The 14,940-nt window shown below is 71.5% G+C and carries 12 protein-coding genes; 8 read left to right on the top strand and 4 right to left on the bottom strand.

Translation table 11 applies throughout. The annotated features are described in order from the left end of the window. The first annotated feature begins 39 nt into the window (after positions 1–39). The 5 genes from T398_RS02960 to T398_RS02940 all read left to right on the top strand — a co-directional run bounded on the left by T398_RS02960 (position 40) and on the right by T398_RS02940 (position 4,951). Positions 40–942, top strand: a complete 903-nt coding sequence (locus T398_RS02960; RefSeq protein WP_496444288.1) for a TIGR03560 family F420-dependent LLM class oxidoreductase — start codon at positions 40–42, stop codon at positions 940–942. A gap of 29 nt (positions 943–971) precedes the next feature. Further along, a complete protein-coding gene (locus T398_RS02955) occupies positions 972–2,153 on the top strand; it encodes an acyl-CoA dehydrogenase family protein (protein ID WP_496444286.1) in 1,182 nt (393 codons plus the stop codon). Positions 2,154–2,181: 28 nt separating this feature from the next. After that, positions 2,182–2,607, top strand: a complete 426-nt coding sequence (locus T398_RS02950; RefSeq protein ID WP_496444284.1) for an SgcJ/EcaC family oxidoreductase — start codon at positions 2,182–2,184, stop codon at positions 2,605–2,607. A 64-nt stretch (positions 2,608–2,671) separates the two neighbouring features. Next, on the top strand, positions 2,672–3,376 hold the full coding sequence (locus tag T398_RS02945) for a DUF2306 domain-containing protein (RefSeq protein WP_496444281.1): 705 nt from the start codon (positions 2,672–2,674) through the stop codon (positions 3,374–3,376). 27 nt (positions 3,377–3,403) lie between these two features. Then, a complete protein-coding gene (locus T398_RS02940) occupies positions 3,404–4,951 on the top strand; it encodes an FAD-binding protein (protein WP_496444279.1) in 1,548 nt (515 codons plus the stop codon). Positions 4,952–5,137: 186 nt separating this feature from the next. Here T398_RS02940 and T398_RS02935 read toward each other — a convergent pair whose 3' ends face one another. From T398_RS02935 to T398_RS02925, 3 genes are read right to left on the bottom strand one after another with little or no spacing between them, the layout of a single operon-like run. Beyond that, positions 5,138–6,436 (bottom strand): extracellular solute-binding protein, encoded by a 1,299-nt coding sequence (locus T398_RS02935; protein ID WP_496444278.1) that lies wholly within the window; start codon positions 6,434–6,436, stop codon positions 5,138–5,140. Positions 6,437–6,466: 30 nt separating this feature from the next. After that, entirely contained in the window at positions 6,467–8,344 is a 1,878-nt protein-coding gene (locus tag T398_RS02930; protein ID WP_496444276.1) for a KedN5 family methylcobalamin-dependent radical SAM C-methyltransferase, read from the bottom strand. Positions 8,345–8,360: 16 nt separating this feature from the next. Further along, complete coding sequence (locus T398_RS02925) at positions 8,361–9,911, bottom strand: class I SAM-dependent methyltransferase (RefSeq protein WP_496444274.1); 1,551 nt, start codon at positions 9,909–9,911, stop codon at positions 8,361–8,363. A 307-nt stretch (positions 9,912–10,218) separates the two neighbouring features. On the opposite strand from T398_RS02925, the gene T398_RS02920 reads away from it, so the two are divergent. Genes T398_RS02920 through T398_RS02910 form a run of 3 tightly spaced genes read left to right on the top strand, consistent with a single transcriptional unit; the run spans position 10,219 to position 13,525 of the window. Then, positions 10,219–10,797, top strand: coding sequence for a DUF5987 family protein (locus T398_RS02920; RefSeq protein WP_496444272.1), 579 nt, complete (start codon positions 10,219–10,221; stop codon positions 10,795–10,797). Continuing rightward, on the top strand, positions 10,794–12,434 hold the full coding sequence (locus T398_RS02915; RefSeq protein WP_496444263.1) for a GMC family oxidoreductase N-terminal domain-containing protein: 1,641 nt from the start codon (positions 10,794–10,796) through the stop codon (positions 12,432–12,434). Before T398_RS02920 ends, T398_RS02915 begins: the two co-directional genes overlap by 4 nt. A gap of 17 nt (positions 12,435–12,451) precedes the next feature. Beyond that, positions 12,452–13,525 (top strand): carboxymuconolactone decarboxylase family protein, encoded by a 1,074-nt coding sequence (locus T398_RS02910; protein ID WP_496444259.1) that lies wholly within the window; start codon positions 12,452–12,454, stop codon positions 13,523–13,525. Between the two features lie 45 nt (positions 13,526–13,570). On the opposite strand, the gene T398_RS02905 is transcribed toward T398_RS02910, so the two are convergent. Beyond that, complete coding sequence (locus T398_RS02905) at positions 13,571–14,926, bottom strand: alpha/beta fold hydrolase (protein ID WP_496444257.1); 1,356 nt, start codon at positions 14,924–14,926, stop codon at positions 13,571–13,573. Between the last annotated feature and the right edge of the window lie 14 nt (positions 14,927–14,940).

Genomic DNA, 14,940 nt, shown 5'->3' with positions numbered 1-14,940 from the left:
GGTCCGGGGACGGCTCACGTATTCGGCAAGGAGGGTGACGTGCACGTCGGAGTGGCACTGGGAGCATTCGCCTGGAACGGCGGACCGGCCGCGACGGGCGAGACGGTGGCGCGGATCGGCCGGACCGCCGATGACGCCGGATTCGCCCTGGTCGGTGTCGGCGACCATCTCTGGCAGGGGCCGCATGCCGGCGGTCCGCAGGCGCCGCAACTGGAGTGTTTCACCACGCTCGCGACGATCGCCGCGCACACCCGTCGGTGCCGGGTCGCGTCGTTCGTGGCCGGGGTCCACTTCCGCCCGCCGGCGCTGCTAGCCAAGACGGTGACCACCCTGGACGTCCTGTCCGGCGGCCGGGCCACCCTCGGCCTCGGCGTCGGCTGGTACGAGGACGAGGCGACCGGCTCCGGGATCCCGTTCCCCCCGGTGGCCGCCCGGTTCGAGATGCTGGCGGAGACACTGCGGATCCTGCGCGGCTACTGGCACGGCGAGCAGGGCGACGAGCGTCCGTTCCAGGGGCGGCACTACCGGGTGGAGCGGCCGCTGAATCTGCCGCAGAGCCTGAGCCGGCCACATCCGCCGATCATGCTCGGCGGGGGCGGGCCCAGGACGCTGAGCCTGGTCGCGCGGTACGCCGACGCCTGCAACCTCTCCCCCGGCCCGGATCTGCCCAGCAAGCTCGACCTGCTGCGCCGGCTCTGCGCGGACGCCGGTCGCGACTACGACGCGATCGAGAAGACCTGCGCCCTGCCCCTGGACGTCGGCCCCGGCGCCGCCGGGGTCGAGGACCTGATCACCCAGCTGCACCAGCTCGCGGATGAGGGCGTGCACACCGTCGTCGGCATCCTGCTGTCCTCGGACGACCCGCTGCGGCAGATCGAGATCATCGGGGAGAAGGTCCTCCCCGTGGTCGCCGGCGCCGGACCGGCGCCGGTCGAGTCCTGAGCAAACCCGTCCCGTACAGGAGGAGAGCTGTGTCCAAAATCGGAACCCCATCGCGCGAACAGTTGGTCCGCAAGGCGGCCGAACTGGTGCCGTTGCTGCGCAGGCACGCCTCCTGGGCGGAGGAGAACCGGCGGCTGCACGACGAGGTGATCGACGGGCTGGCCGACGCCGGCGTGTTCAAGCTGCGCCGGCCCAAGCGGTACGGCGGCTACGAGGCCGACACCCGCACCCTGCTCGACGTGACCACCGAACTGGGCCGGGGCGACGGCTCGGCCGCGTGGGTGGCCTCGGTGTACGCGATCCCCGGCTGGATGGCGTGCCAGTTCCCCGACGAGGTGCAGGACGAGGTGTTCGCCACCCCGGACGTGCGGGTGTGCGGCACCCTGAGCCCGTCCGCGATGGCCGCCCCCGCCGACGGCGGGATCGTGGTGAACGGCAAGTGGCGGTTCATCAGCGGGGCGCACCACAGCCACTGGCAGGAGATTCTCGCCGTCCTGGTGCCGCCCGCGGGCGAACCGTACCCGGTCATGGCCCTGGTCCCGATGTCCGACCTGCTGGTCGTTGACGACTGGCAGACCAGCGGCCTGCGCGGCACCGGCAGCGTCAGCACTGTCGCCAAGGATCTGTTCGTCCCGCAGCAGCGGGTGCTGCCCCTGGGCGCCGTGCTTAAGGGCGAGCCGGCGTCGCAGCGCAGCGCCGACTCGCGGATCTACCGGCTTCCGCTGCTCCCGGTTGCCGCGGCCTCGTCGGTCGGCACGGCGCTCGGCCTCGGCCGCGCGGCCCTGGACACGTTCCTGCAACGGCTGGGCGACCGCAAGATCACCTATACCGACTACGAGAGCCAGCGCGCGGCTCCGCTGACCCACCTACAGGTCGCCGACGCGACGCTGAAGCTGGACGCGGCCGAGTTCCACGCGCGGCGCCTGGCCACCCAGGTGGACACCAAGGGCACCGAGGGCGCGCCGTGGAAGATCGAGGAACGAATCCGGGCACGGGCCGACATGGGCGCGGTGGTGAAGCTGGCTCGCGAGGCGGTGGACATCCTCGCCGACGCGAGCGGTGGCTCTTCGATCTACACCGACGTGCCGATCCAGCGGATCGCGCGTGACGTGCAGGCGATCAGTCTGCACGCCCTGATGCACCCGAACACCAACACCGAGCTGTACGGACGCGTGCTGTGCGGCTTGGACCCCAATACCCAGTACATCTGACCCCCGAACGAGGAGAGAGACCAGAGCCATGACCGCAACCACTCCCCCGGCGACCCAACCCTCCGACGCCGACCAGGCCGGCATCGCCGCTCTCACTCAGAAGGTGATCGCAGCCTGGGCCTACCACGACGCCGACGGCTTCGCCGACCTGTTCACCGAGGACGGCACCATGATTCTGGCCGGTGTCCACCGCAACGGCCGGGAAGAGATCCGCGCGTTCCTCCGCGAGGCCTACCAGGGCCGGTACAAGGGCACCCAGGTGACCGGCAAGCCGCTCGGCATCCGGATGCTCGGCACCGACGCCGCCATCCTGCTCACCCACGGCGGGGTGCTCGAGGCTGGCCAGAGCGAGGTGTCGCCGGCCGCCGCCATCCGGGCCTCCTGGGTCGTGGTGCGCCGCGACGGGCAGTGGCGGCTCGCCGCCTACCAGAACACCCCAGTAAACGCGAACTGAGACGACGACGGCCGGGGGACCGCTCGGACTCCGGCATCGCCTGTCCGAGCAGGAGGTCGAAGACATGACGTACGACATCAAGAAGGAAGCCGCCGGAATCGTACGGACCGACGAGCGGGGCCCGGCCGCGGCGAACCGGACGCGACCGGTCTGGTGGCGCCGCCCCTGGATCGTCCCGCTGTTCCTGGTCACGCTGGGCTGGTGGATCTACACCGTCCTGCCGTTCCAGGACCTGAACGAGTCGACCGCCCCGATCCCGCCGCACGACGGCTACGCGCTGTACTGGCCGAGCCTGCTCGGACACATGGCGTTCGGCACCGTCGCGGTGTTCGCCGTGATCATCCAGGTGTGGCCCTGGGTGCGGCGCACGCACCCGCGGGTGCACCGGATCACCGGGCGGGTCTACGTGGTCGCCGCGCTGATCTCCGGGGTGCTGGGCCTGTCCATCGTCCCGTTCGCGCCGCCGATCGGACAGATCGGGGTGTCGATGGCAACCATCCTCTGGCTGATGGTGGTCACGGTCGGCTTCATCCGGGTGCGCCAGGGCCGGTACGCGGTGCACCGCCGGTACATGCTCTACGCCTTCGCACTCACCATGAACAACGTGTGGGGCACGGTGATCGTGTCGGTGGGGCTCCGGCTGCCGGAGCCCGTCGACGTGGGCTACCTGCTTGAGGCGGCGCGGTGGGTCGGCTGGGTGGTCAACCTGATTCTCGTGCAGTTGTGGCTCTACCACACCGACAAGCGGCCGGAGTCCCTGCCGCGATGAGCGCAGATCGAAAGAGGAGGTAGCAGCGTGACCGATACCGAGACCCGGCCCCCCGGGCCGGCGGCGGCGCGGGCACCGTCGTACGCGGGCAGCGTCATCACCGCCGCCGATCCGCGCTTCGACAGCGTGCTGCGCGGTTACAACCAGCGGTTCGTGGCCGGCGTGGACCGGGTGTACGTGCCGGCTGACACCCGGGAGGTCGTCGACGCGGTCGGCGACGCGGTGGTGGCGGGCAAGCGGGTCACCGTCCGCAGCGGCGGCCACGGCTTCGAGGGCTCCGCCGCGACCGACGGCGGCGTCCTGATCGACCTGTCCGAGATGAACGAGGTGTCCTTCGACCCCGAGCGGCGCGCGTTCGCGCTGCAACCCGGGGCGACGATCGGCGACGTCTACCGCCGGCTCTACAAGCGCTGGGGAGTCACCCTCCCGGCCGGCGAGGGCACGGAGGTCGGCATCGGCGGCCACCTGACCGGCGGGGGCTTCGGCCCGCTGACCCGCCGGCTCGGTGCCATCGTCGACTACCTGTGCGCGGTCGAGGTCGTCGTCGTGGACGCCGACGGGCGGGCGCGGGCGGTCGTGGCCACCGACGACCCCGGCGACCCGCACCACGACCTGTGGTGGGCGCACACCGGCGGGGGTGGCGGCAACTTCGGCGTGGTGACCCGGTGCTGGGTGCGCACTCCCGGCGCCACCTCCACCGACCCTCGCGAGTTGCTCCCCCGCGCTCCGGTCCGGTGGCGCAACGGCCTGATCGGCTGGTCCTGGGACACGATGACCGAGGACGCGTTCGTCCGGCTGCTGCGCGACGTCTGCGGCTGGTTCGAGCGCAACAGCGAGCCCGGCTGCGCCGGCGCGAAGCTCACCGGGTTCTTCGCCGCCACCCACCGGTCCGGCGGCATGATCGTCGTCGGGTCGATGATCGACGACGACGTTCCCGGCGCCGAGCAGCTGACGAACGACTTCTTCGACGAGGTGTCCCGCAACGTGGGCATCGAGCCGGTCACCCGCAACACCGACGAGGTCGTGCCCTGGCTGTACTTCTTTACCTTCCCCAACCGTGGCGAACCCGGCGACCTCGCCACCCGCCGGTTCAAGCTGAAGTCGGCCTACCTGCGCCGGGCCTACACCGAACAGCAGAGCAGGACGGCGTACCGCCACCTGGCCACCGACGGCGAGCAGTCGCTGAACCTCATCCTCATCGGGTACGGCGGGCAGGTGAACGCCGTGGCGCCGGACAGCACCGCGATCGCGCAGCGCGACTCCATCCTCAAGGCGGCCTATCTCTCGGCGTGGTCCGACGAGCGGGACGACGACGCCCGCATCGCCGACCTGCGCGCGCTCTACCACGACGTCTACGCCGAGACCGGCGGCGTGCCGGTGCCCGACGAGGACAACGACGGCGCGTACATCAACTATCCCGACCGCGACCTGGCCGACCCCGCGTGGAACACCTCCGGGGTTCCCTGGTCCACGTTGTACTACAAGGACAACTATCCGCGCCTGCAGCGCGTCAAGCAGCGCTACGACCCCCGCGACGAGTTCCACCACGCGCTGTCGATCGAACTCCCCGCCTGACACGTCACCTTCTGGATCGTCCCCGGCCGGGGACCGCTCGGTCGCTCGGCCCGGTATGGCTTGCTACCCCTGTCGTCGGCACGATCCGGGGGTGAGGTCGCCGGGCCGGCGGCCGAGGCAGTGGCTGTCGCGGGAGCCGATGCGCGCGGCTCGGCCGAGCCCAGCGGGACACCCCCGCCCGGTGCGCTACCGCGAGGGCGGGTGCTCGGCGAGGTAGCGGGCCAGCATCTCCTGCGCCTCCGTGGTCGCCCGGGCGAAGCGCTCCAGCGGATCGGCTCCCGCCACCAGCACGTCGTGCATGGCCCGGGTGAGCACCACCTGGATCTCGAAGAAGTCCCCGATCAGCGCGCCCGGGGCGGCGTCCACGTTGGCGGCCAGGTCGAGCTGGTCGTTGGGCGACCGGTGGTAGGGGTGCTTGGCGAACCAGCCCTCCTGCTCCAATAGGGCGAAGGCGGACCGGGTGACCGGGATGAAACTGTGCGCCTTGTGGTATCGCGCGGCGTTGCGCGGGTTGCCGAGAAACTGCATGAACGCCAGCGCGCCGTCCCGGGTGGCCTCGTCCAGGCCGTCCGCCAGCCACAGCGAGGTCCCCGCGACCACGTTGCCCTGATAGGGGACGTCGGCGTTGTAGGGAAAGCGGGAGACCGCGAACTCGAACCCGGCCTCGGCGGCGGCCTCCGCAGCCGTACCGATGTCGTTGGTCGAACTCAGCCGGAACGCCACCTGCTGCTCGGCGAAGAGCTCAAAGGTGCCCAACCAGTCGCCCAACTCGCCGGTGTAGTGGTACAGATCGTCCCGGTGCAGGTCGCGCCACCACGTAACCCAGGCCAGCATCTCCTTCGTGGTGAAGTCGACGGTCCGGGCCCGGCCGAGCCGTCCGTTGCCGTGGTCGGCCAGCTCGCCGCCCTGCATCGCGATCGCGTGCTGGAACGGTATCCCGTTGTTCGGCCACGTGATCGGGTACCGCGGCCCGCCCGGCGACGCGGCCAGCCGTTCGCACGCCGCCCGCAGGTCCTGCCAGGTCTCCGGGATGTCCGGCACGCCCGCCGCCCGGAGCATGGTCACGTTGGTTAACAGCTGGAACGTGGTCGCCACCGTAGGCAGCGAGAACAGCTCACCGTGCCGGCTGTACTGCGCGCGGAGCGCGGGCAGGAGGTCGTCCACGACGACCGGCTCGCCCAGCACGTGGGTGCGGCCCGCCACCGCTCTCTCCACCGAGGTGAACAGCGGACGGCCGGCGGCGTCCAGCGCGTCCAGCGCGTCCGGCGTCTCGGTGTAGTAGTACTCGGCGATCGCCGCCGGCGAGCCCTCCGCCGCCGCCTGGGCCACCGCGGCGGCCCCGTCCCGGAAACCCAGGCCCCGGATCCTGATCTCGTACTCGGGGTGCGCCTGTCCGAACTCCCGGCCGAGCCGGAACAGTTCGTCCATGTAGTGCGGGAACGCCAGGTCCGCCAGCCAGGCGTCCACGACGATCTTGTCGGTCATGCGTAGCCCTCTCCTCGGGTCAGCGTGGGGTCAGACCCGACGCGGGGTCGCCAGGTGCATCGAGGCGGTCTCGTAGTTGTCGAGGTTCTCGTAGTAGCCGGGGCGGGCGGAGAAGACCAGCGTCGTCGGCTCCAGTTGGGGCCCCGACTCCAACGTCGCGGACCAGTCGTGCAGCGCCGTCGGCATGTCGTACGGGAAGGACACCGGGTCGCTCTCGTACCAGGTTCCGCCGGCACGTTCGACGATGTGCCAGCCGGGGGGCAGTTCCTCGCCCGGCTCGACGTAGACCTGCCGCGACCAGCTCTCGTACTCGTGCAGCGCCTCCGCGAAGTCCCGCCAGGGCTCCGGGAACGCGGGCACGATCCTCGCGCGCCACCACTGCCGGATCAGCTCGCGCAGTTCCGGCCGGCGGTGCAGGTCGCGCAGCGCCTCGGCGATTGCCGGCGACTCCGCGATCACCGGCGGCTTGGCCAGGAACGCGGCGGCGGCCGGATCGTCGGATCGCTCGAACCAGGCCTTGGCGCCCTGGATGACCTGCGACTGCGTCATCCCGATCACGTCCAGCAGGGGCCGCCAGGCGTGCCGCAGGAACTGCTGCTCGCCGAGTACCCGGGCCCAGAAGACGAAACGCTGCATCTCCATGTTCTCGGCCAGCGTGGAGGTGCGGTTGGCCAGCACATACTCGAAGTCGTCGTCCTGGCCGCGGATGGTGATGAACCCGTGCAGTTCCCGTTTCTCCGCGTACGCGGTGTTGGGCAGCAGCAGCATCGGATACACAGCGATCCGGGAGACCTTCTCGGCAAGCCGGTCATAGCCCTGCAGGAACGACTCCACGGTCTCGCCCGGCGCTCCCCAGATCAGCTCGCCGTAGCACTCCAGGCCCTCCTCATGGAGCCAGTCGACCATGCTCTCCCACTGGTTGACCTTCATGTTCTTGCGGAGCATGTCGGTCAGCGCCGCGTCGTTCAGGGTCTGCAGCGCCAGGGTGAACATGCCGTGCAGGCCGTGCCGCTTGAGCTGCCGGACGATGTTGTAGAAGCGCGGCGACTTGTTCTTCGCCCAGCTGGTGATCAGCGCCTGCGGGTACCCGTACTTCTCCTTCGTCTTGATCACCAGCTCGACGAACTCCTCGTCCGTCTCGAGCAGTCCGAAGTTTGAGTCGCAGAGCACCAGGGACGGGGCCCGGTGGTAGCCGAACATGTCCAGCTCGGCAGCGAGCCGCTCCCTGGAGAACGACCGCATCTTCTGGCCGACCGCACCACCCCAGTAACAGAACGAGCACTTGTACGGGCAGCCGCGGTTCGTCTCCATCAGCGCCACGTCGTACCGGAAGTTCCCGGCCGCGTCGGCCATCGGGATGGCGCCGGTGAGGAACGGGGAGGGCACCACGTCCAGGTTCTCGATCCGGTCCCGGACAGGCGTGGTGACATGCCCGCCGTCCGGGCGGCGGTAGGACAATCCCCGGACGTGCACCGGGTCGAACGTGTCGTGCTCGAGCACGTGGGTCAGCAGTTCGTGGAAGGTGTGCTCGCCCTCGCCGTTGACCACCACGTCGACCCAGGGAAAGTCACGGAAGACCCGCTCGGACTGGTAGGCGACGTGGTTGCCGCCGAACACCACCAACCCGCGCGGATTGACCTGCTTGAACGTCTCGGCCAGCGCGCCGAAGTTCCGGTAGTTCCAGCCGAGCACCGAGAACGCCACCACATCGGGGATCTCGCCGTTCAGCAGTTCCTTGGCCATGTCCTGCAGCTGCGCGCCGCCACGGAAGTTGGAGATCGTCCCCTCGACCTCCCCGCGAAAGTCGACATCGGCGTCGATCACCGCCTTGAGATAGCCGACGGCGAGCGGCATGGAGTCGACCGGCATGTCCCAAGCGCCCTGTTGCATCAATCGGACCTTCAACACGGGATCTCTCCTACTCCTAGCCACGCGTCCCGAGCGCCTGCTTCTCCGCGGTGATGAAGAAGGCCAGTCCGGCGGCCGACTCCTCGCGCACGACCAGCCCGGCGTCCGCCAGCCAGCCCTTGAACTCGTCCAGGTCGTACATCCGCAGCCCGTGCTCGGACTGAGGGAAGTGGTGCGATCCGACGAAGTACCGGTAGATCGGGTCCCCGGAGTCACGGAAGCTGTAGGTGGTGAAGGTGCCTCCGGGCCGCAGGCACCGGCTGATCTCGGCGAAGATCGGGGCGGTGTCCTCGTACAGGAACGCGTGCGGGCCGTTCCAGCACATCGCCGCACCCAGGGTGCCGTCGCCGAACGGCAGCGTCCGCGCGTTCGCCACGACCGCCGGCACCTGCGGCAACCGGTGCCGCAGCGAGGCGAGCATCTGCGGCATCAGGTCCAGCGCGATCACCCGCTGATGCCCGACCGCCTTGGCGAGCGCCAGGGTGAACCCGCCCGGTCCGGCGGCGACGTCGAGCACCGGCCCGTCCACCGGGCGCACCAGCTCGGCGATGAGCTTCTCCTCGACGGCCGCCGTCACCGGTCCGTCCCAGGTGAAGCCGCACAGCCGCTTGAAGTTGGGCCGCGCCTTCGACTCGATGAAGTGGGCCATCGTGGGGATCTTCACCAGCTGCGAGAGGAAGTCCGCACCGCCCGCGCCGCCGGCGGACGCGGTGCAGTCGAGCATCCCCCGGGTGATCCGATACTCCCCGGCGCAGCCAGTGCAGCGGGCGGCGGCGGTGAACCGCAGGCTCTCGCCGCACTTCGGACAGCGGAACGCCGCCTCGTGCCGGCGGAAGATCTCCGGGTCGGCCTCCGGCGGGTCGGGGTAGCGCGGCGGGAGCGAGTCGGGCTCGATCGGCGGTATCGGCGCGTCGTGCAGCACCGCCCAATACGCCTGGGCGCCGATGAAGCCCAGCACGGTGCTGGTGTCCTTGTGCCACTGTGCCGCTTTCTGCTCGGCGGACAGCGACGCGACCTGCGCCCGGTCGTGGGCGCGCTCGCGCTCGTCCATCTCCCAGGCCGTCGGGTACGGGAACGCACGGCCGATCTGCGGCTCCAGGCCGTCGGCGTCGAACCGGAGCAGAGCGCGGTCCAGCCGGGACCGGTGGTCGGCGTCGAGACTGAGGCCGTCGGCGACCGCGAGGACCCGGTGGCGGTCCTCTGGGAAGTGGGCGAGGAGGTACTGCAGGGCCAGCGAAAGCCCCTGTCCGCGAGGTGCCCGCCGCCACAGGGTGAGGTAGCGGTCGAGCGGGGCGCGGACCGCGGCGTGCACCCGCCCGTGCGCGGCCGGGCGCTCCACTTCGGCCAGCAGCCCGAGCAGGATCGCCAGGCGTCCCTGCCGCGCCTCGTCTACCCGGTCCAAGCACGCCACGAGATGCGGCACCGCCGGTAACGTGTGCTCGGTCGCACGACCGTCGCGCCAGAGTTCGCCGACGAGCCGCTGGTAGGCATCCGCCAGCCGATCCGCCGGCGCGCCGGCGAATAAGTCGATCGATGCGGTGACCGGATGGGCCGCGGAATCAACCACGATCTCGCCTCTTTTCTCGAATGCAGTCAACGAGGGAGTCCGACTCACCGAACCGTCACGGCGACCGTCCGGATCGTCCTTTTCCGGGAATCCGTGCTGCGATGCTCACACGGCCGGTCGCGGGAATTCCTCTTCGAAAATGCTCGGCTCGATCGCCGTGGTCGAACGGTATCCACAGTGCTGTCGCCTGCGCCGCACGACAATTTCGGCAACGCATTGCTGAAGTTGTCCGGCGCCACGCCCGGTACGGGACCATGATGCGGCCCGAAAACTTAGGGTGACCGTGCGAGCAGGAGGAAGTATCAACATGGAAGTCGACTCTCCGGCGCGGGAAACGCTGTCCGGGATTCGGACGATGACGATCGAGGCGTACGCGGACACGATCCTCCCCGGCGAGAAACGCTTCCCCGGGGACGTCGCGGTCGCCGGCGCGTCACCCGGGCCGGGAGCCGCCGTCTGCGGCGCCGTCGAATTGCTGGAGCTGACCGGCAGCGGGTTGGCGCCAACCCTGGACGCGCTGGTCGACGCGCTGAACGACCACGCGCAGCAGTACGCCGCGGCGCGCCGCCTGCGGCTGGACCCCGGCCGGCCCGCGTTCGTCGCGCTGGCGTTCGAGGACCGGACCGTCCTGGTCCGGACGCTGACCGCTCCGGAGCACCCGGAGCGGCAGCTGTGGGTGGGGCTGGCCATGTTCAGCTACATGGCCTTCGACAGCGCCGCGCACCGGAACACGGCCGACGCATTCGCCGCCGGGCACCCGGGGCTGACGTTCCTCGGCTTCCGCCGGCCCGGCCCGGATGGGCTGTACCGATTTCCGCGTTTCTCGTACGGCCGTCAGCTGGCCGGCACGCATCCGCGGACCACACAGACGGGCGATCCGGAATGACTGATGTGGAGCAGGCCGACATCGTCGTCGTCGGCAGCGGGTTCGGCGGGGCGATCCCGGCCTACCATCTGGCCGCGGGCGGCGCCCGCGTGGTGGTGCTGGAACGGGGGCCGTGGCTGACCGCGCCCGAGTTCGACCACGACTTCCTGCTCGGCACCTCGAGCACCCGGATCTTCGACTTTGTCGTGGGCGACGGCATGAGCATCCTGGGCGGCAACTGCGTCGGCGGCGGCAGCGTGGTCTACTTCGCGACCATGCCGCGCGCCCCGCGGTTCGTCTTCGAGCGCCGCGGCAGCATCGGCCGCCGCATGTGGCCGAGGTCCATCGCCCGCGACACCCTGGACCCCTGGTACGACCGGGTGTGCGAGGCGCTGCCGGTCACCACCGTGCCGTGGGACCAGGTGCCGTACGCGGGCGGGCTGTGGGCCTCGGCTTGCGCCCATGCGGGCCGCACCGCCAACCCGGCACCGGTCGCCGTCGACACCGGTCTGTGCACCAACTGCAACTGGATGATGTCCGGCTGCCGTTTCGACGCCAAACGGTCGCTGCTACTGAACTACCTGCCGGCCGCGCTCGCCCACGGCGCCGAGATCCGGCCCCTGCACGAGGTGCAGGAGCTCACCCGCAACCACGACGGCGGCTACCGGGTGCACTACCGGGTCGTCGACGGCGAGGACTACCGGGTCCTGCACGGGAGCGGCGCCATCGACGCCAAGCTGGTGGTGCTGGCCGCCGGCACCGGCGCGACCCCGGTGATCCTGCGCCGGTCCGAGGCCGCCCTCGGACCGATGCCGCACGCGGTCGGCCGGTACTTCTCCGGCAACGGCGAGCGGCTGAACACCGCGGTCTTCGACGAGGACCGCGTCCGCGACGTGCTCGGGCTGGACCGGGGCGACGGCACGGCGTACCGGGCGTACCAGATCGGCCGCGGGCCCGCCGTCGCCTCATGGGACCGGCTGGACGGGAGTCTGCCCGAGTTCGAGCGCTTCTCCCTCGAGCAGCTGTACTTCCCGCCCGGGCTGGGCACCATCCTGGCCCAGGTGCCCGGGGTCAGCACGGACGCGAGCTGGTTCGGCGCGACCAAGAAGGAGATGCTGCGGCAGTGGCAGTCGTGGCTGACCGTCTTCACCATGTCCGAGGACGACAACGAGGGCGTGTTCGGGCCGCCGCCGGAAACCGGCAACGCCACCCGGTTGTCGCAGCAGATGCTCGGCTTCGGCCCGCTGCGGTACCGGCCCACCGCGAACACGCTGCGCGGCTGGTCGCTGGCCGACGCGGAGGTCAAGGACATCCTGGAACGCGACGGGCTGGCCCGGGTGGCGCCGTGGACCAACGAGGTGATCGGCGCGTACACGGTGCACCCCCTGTCCTCGTGCCGGATCGGCGACGACCCCGCCACCTCCGCGCTCGACGACCGGCACGAGTTGCGGGACCACCCCGGCATCTTCGTCACCGACGGCTCGGCGGTGCCTGGCGCGCTGACCGTCAATCCGGCCCTGACCATCGCCGCGCTCGCCGAACGCGCCGTGCCGGGCATCGTCCGCGCCGCACAGGAGCGCGGCATGGCCGTCCGATACGGCACTCCGTCCCCGGACGGCGCCACCTCCGGGCGCCGGGCCACCGCGAACGTCGTCTGACCCAGGAGAGAGGTCGCATGGTGTCACTGTTCGCGCGGGCGACCCGTACGGTCGGCACGACGCACGTCCGGCACCTCACGCCAGTTCCGCTGAGTGCGGCAACCGGCCTGGTGGCCGCGGTCTACCGGGCCGTGGAACGGGACTTCGGCATGCTCGCGCCCCCGCTGACGCTCCATGCGGCCGCTCCGCCGGCTCTCGCCGCGACCTGGCTGATGCTGCGCGAGTCGCTGCTCGTGCCGGGCCGGCTCGGCCGGGCGGTCAAGGAGGCGATGGCCGTGGAGGTGTCCGCAGCGAACCGGTGCCCGTACTGCGTCGACGTACACGGCACCACCCTGGCCGGCCTGCTGCGCGGGCCGGAGGCGGGAGCCGCCGGTGACCCGCACGTGCGGGCGCTCGTCCGGTGGACCCGCGCCCGGGCCGGCAGCGAACCGGCCGCCGCGTCCGCGAGCGCGCCGTCCGTCCCGCCCCTCGGCCCGGCCGAGGTGCCCGAGGCGATCGCCCTCGTCGTGACGTTCCACTACATCAACCGCATGGTGAACATCTTCCTATCCGAGTCGCCGCTGCCCGCGCTGCCCGGACCGGTCCGCGGGCCGGTCCGGCAGGCTGCGGCGCGCCTCCTCGGTCGCCTAGCGCGCGCCGTGCCGCAGCCGGCCGGGGACCACGCGGCAATGCTGCCCGCGGCGCCACTGCCGGCCGACCTGTCGTGGGCCTCCGGCCGGCCCGCCCTCGCGGACGTCTTCGCCCGGGCCGCCGCGGCGATGGACGAGGCCGGAGCCCGATCCGTCCCGGAGCAGGCACGCCGGTTGGTAAGCGAGCGCCTCGCCGCCGGCGACCGGCCGGGGCTGAGCGGCCGGGCCTGGCTGGCCGATGCCGTGGACCCGCTCGGCGAGGACGACCGCCCGGCCGCCCGGCTGGCTCTGCTCGCCGCGGCCGGCTCGCACCTGGTGACCGACACGCTGGTGACCGACTTCCTGGCCCGGGGCCACGACGACCGGGCGCTCGTCGAGGTCACCGCGTGGGGCAGCATGGCGGCGGCCCGCGGCGTCGGCGACCGGCTGCGGCGCGAGCTGACCGGAACGTCACTCGGCTGACGCGTACGCCGGACCGGCCGGCCCGGACGCGCGGGCCGCCCGCCGTCACGGCCGGGGCACTTCGAACAGCTTCGGGAACCGCATGGCCAGCCCGAGGTCACCCTTCGCCTTCATCCGTCCCCGTAGGAACAGCGTCGTCGGGTTGGCGACGCCGGTCACCACTCGGAGGAAGTCCACCGCGCCGATCGTCAGCACCAGCCGCGGCGCCTGCCGGGGCGAGGTGGACACCTGACAGACGCCGTCGGCGAGCACCAGCTCGAAGACGTCCTCCCTGCCGTCCGTACGGTCCCCGACGTGCCAGTGCACGACCTTGCGGTCGGGGCCGGCCAAGTCGGGCCGGAAGACAGCGGGCATGTCCAGGAAGATCCGCTCCAGGACGGCCCGGCGCCGCTCGCCTCGCATCAGGCCCAGCAACTCCTCCGTGGAGGCGCGCCGGACCAGCGAGGCGAACTCCGCCGGCCCGAGGGCGGCCGGGTCGACGCCGGCGGGCGTGCGGACCGCACCGGCGAAGCGGCGCAGGTCCTCGACGAGCAGCTGCGGCCGCGTCAGGGCCGGCAGGGTCGCGTCCCCGTCGTGCTCGTGCCAGTAACTCAGCGTGGGCAGCACCCGCTCCGCCGCGGCGCGGTCCGCCCGGTCCGCGGCGCACAGCACGCCGACCGGCATCGTCAGCGACCACGGAACCGCCCGCCGCAGCACCTCCCGCGCCGGGTGGTCGGGCTCGGCGTCCGGTCCGGTGCCACGGGTAAACCAGGAGAGCGAGGCGACGGTGAGCAGGTCGTCGCGGTCGACGGCGGCTGCGGCGATCCGGGCCAGGTGCCCCACCGGGGAGTTGGCCGCCACCGACGGGTCCACCACAGGCGCCGCCGCCGGCGCGGACAGGTGCACCGCGGCGACGTGGTCCGAATCCCGCTCGCCGATCCGCAGCGCGAGCGCGGCGCCGAGGTCCCCGCCGTGCACCACGTACCGGTGGTGGCCCAGCCGGGCCATCAGCGTGGCGCACGCTGCTGCGGTGTTCTCGCCGGACGCGGCGGACAGGCCGCCTCCCGGCAGCGACGGCACCACGACGTGGAACGCGTCGTGCGGCTGACCCCCGTGCCGCACCGGGTCGGTCAACGCCTCAATCACGCCGAGAAACTCGGCGCACGCGCCTGGGCGGCCGTGCGTGAGGAGCAGCGGCACGGCCGCCGGCTCGGCCGACCGCGCGTGCAGGAAGTGCATCTCCACGCCGTCGATCGGGGTGACGTACTGCGGATACGCGTTGATCCGCCGCTCCGCGGCCCGCCAGTCAAAGCCGGTCCGCCAGTGCTCGGCGAGGTCCCGCAGGTGTGCCGGGGCGCTGGTGATCAACCGGCGCAGGTCGTCGATGACGGCCCGGGGGATGTCCACGCGACACGGACGCATCTTGCCCACCCTCG

The organism is Salinispora goodfellowii (genome assembly GCF_059570675.1).
This window is presented reverse-complemented; position numbering and strand designations above follow the sequence as displayed.

Bases quoted from the DNA above. Each gene is read 5' to 3' on its own strand.
- T398_RS02950 (WP_496444284.1), top strand. From the start codon at position 2,182: ATGACCGCAACCACTCCCCCGGCGACCCAACCCTCCGACGCCGACCAG.
- T398_RS02945 (WP_496444281.1), top strand. From the start codon at position 2,672: ATGACGTACGACATCAAGAAGGAAGCCGCCGGAATCGTACGGACCGAC.
- T398_RS02935 (WP_496444278.1), bottom strand. From the start codon at position 6,436: ATGACCGACAAGATCGTCGTGGACGCCTGGCTGGCGGACCTGGCGTTC.
- T398_RS02920 (WP_496444272.1), top strand. From the start codon at position 10,219: ATGGAAGTCGACTCTCCGGCGCGGGAAACGCTGTCCGGGATTCGGACG.
- T398_RS02915 (WP_496444263.1), top strand. From the start codon at position 10,794: ATGACTGATGTGGAGCAGGCCGACATCGTCGTCGTCGGCAGCGGGTTC.
- T398_RS02910 (WP_496444259.1), top strand. From the start codon at position 12,452: ATGGTGTCACTGTTCGCGCGGGCGACCCGTACGGTCGGCACGACGCAC.
- T398_RS02905 (WP_496444257.1), bottom strand. From the start codon at position 14,926: ATGCGTCCGTGTCGCGTGGACATCCCCCGGGCCGTCATCGACGACCTG.